Annotated in this window: 2 protein-coding genes; both read right to left on the minus strand. The window is 71.6% G+C overall.

The genetic code is table 11. The features are described 5' to 3' along the window. Positions 1-151: 151 nt before the first annotated feature. Positions 152-877: FHA domain-containing protein (locus AOK09_RS40985; RefSeq protein WP_245687622.1), on the minus strand; the 726-nt coding region annotated here is incomplete at its 5' end. A 271-nt stretch (positions 878-1,148) separates the two neighbouring features. Beyond that, positions 1,149-1,850: DUF881 domain-containing protein (locus AOK09_RS34960; protein ID WP_055591223.1), on the minus strand; the 702-nt coding region annotated here is incomplete at its 5' end.

A 1,850-nucleotide genomic window follows, 5' to 3' on the forward strand; every position in this document is an offset into this window, starting at 1 on the left:
CCCTCGCCGCGGCGCGCGCCGGAGCGCGGTCCGCGGCGGGGGCCGCCTGGGCCACCACTCTGGTCGTCGCCGGCGGGCGCCGGGCAGCGATGTCGCCCCGTACTCCCGAGTCACTGGGCACGACTGGGTCCGCTCCTCCCGGTTGGGCTGCTCAGAACCCCCGGTGACCGGCGAAGAACACCAGTCGGTACTTGCCGATCTGCACCTCGTCGCCGTTGGACAGGGTCCACTCGTCGATCCGCTCCCGGTTGACGTAGGTGCCGTTGAGGCTGCCCACGTCGGCCACGGTGAAGCCGGTCTGCGTCCGGCGGAACTCCACATGGCGGCGGGAGACGGTGACATCGTCCAGGAAGATGTCGCTCTCCGGGTGGCGCCCGGCGGTGGTCACATCGGAGTCCAGCAGGAAGCGGCTGCCCGAGTTGGGCCCGCGCCGCACGATCAGCAGCGCGGAACCGGCGGGCAGGGCGTCGATCGCGGCCAGCACCTCCGGCGACAGCGCGGGCTGGGTGCCGGTGCCGGTCGCCTCCGGGTCGTAGGACTCCAGACCGGAGATGGAGATGGTCGAGGTGGTCTCCGCCGGCCGCTCCGCCGGCTGGCCGCCGCCGCGCAGCGGCGCCCCGCAGTTGGAGCAGAACCGGGCGGCCTCCGGATTGTGGTTGCCGCACCGGGTGCACACGGTCGCAGCCATGGCGTTCGCAGCCTCCTGACGGGGGCCGCCCGGCTGGGCCGCGGCCGCATAGGGATTGGGGGCGAACCCTCCACCCGAGGTTGAGGGTCCCGCGTCGAAACCTATGCGCGGCCCACCCGAGGGGTCAACCGACGCGCCGTACGCTCCGCCGCGACCACCCGCACCGCCGCCGGGGCCGTCGGCCTGGTCNNCCCCGGCCTGGGTGGCGAACTCCTCGCCCTGCGGGGCACCCCGCATGCCCGGCACCCCGCCGGGCTCCTCACCGGCGCGACGGTGGCGCGCCGTGGGGGCCTCCGCGGCGCCCCGGCGGGCGTTGCGGCCGAACAGCTTCGAGAACAGGCTCACGGGCGAATCCCCTTGTAAGCGACAGACCCGCCCGCGGGGCGAGGTGGAGTGGTCGGGTGACAGTCTGACGGACGCAACCGCCGCCATCGGCAGCGGGGGCGCCCGACGTGACCGTTCATGGCTGCGTCGGCCGAGCGTACTCAGGCGTCTTCGGCTGGATCAAGGCATCCACGGTGATCTTGTGCTCCTCGGCGATGGTGGCCGTGGCCTGCTCCTTCTCCAGAGTCTGCACCACACCGCCGGGAATGTTGAGGGCCGGCTGCAGATCCTGAGGATTCCCGATCACGGTGAAGACATAGGGCTGCGACACGCTTTTTCCGTCGATCTGCACGCCGCCCGAGGACGGGTCGGTGAAGTAGGTGTCCGCCACCACACGCACACTGTTGATCTGAATCGCCTCCGCCCCCGCCGCTCGGAGCTCCTGCAGCGTGTCCAGCAGCATATCCGCCTTCACATGGCCGGAGGGGTCCCTGATCGTCAGCGTGATCCCGGGTCCGGTCGCCTTGACCGTGCCCGCAAGGACGCCCAGCTGGGCCTCCTTGCGCCGGGTCTGCTGCTGCGCCTCCTTGGCCTGGTTGGAGCTGGTCTCCAGCTGGGCCAGCGACTGCTCCAGCTGGTGCTTCTCCTCCTGCAGCCGCTGCTGTTCGCCCTTGGGCTGGGCCTGGCGATCCAGGTCAGCTCCACCAACGACCAGAGCCAGCTGCGGGGTGCCCGCCAGGAAGACCTGGTGCGCATCCTGGACGAGCTGGACGGCCGCCAGCAGCGGCTGCAGGAGGAGAAGCACCAGCTGGAGCAGTCGCTGGCCCAGCTGGAGACC

The organism is Peterkaempfera griseoplana (assembly GCF_001418575.1).
Taxonomy (GTDB): domain Bacteria; phylum Actinomycetota; class Actinomycetes; order Streptomycetales; family Streptomycetaceae; genus Peterkaempfera; species Peterkaempfera griseoplana.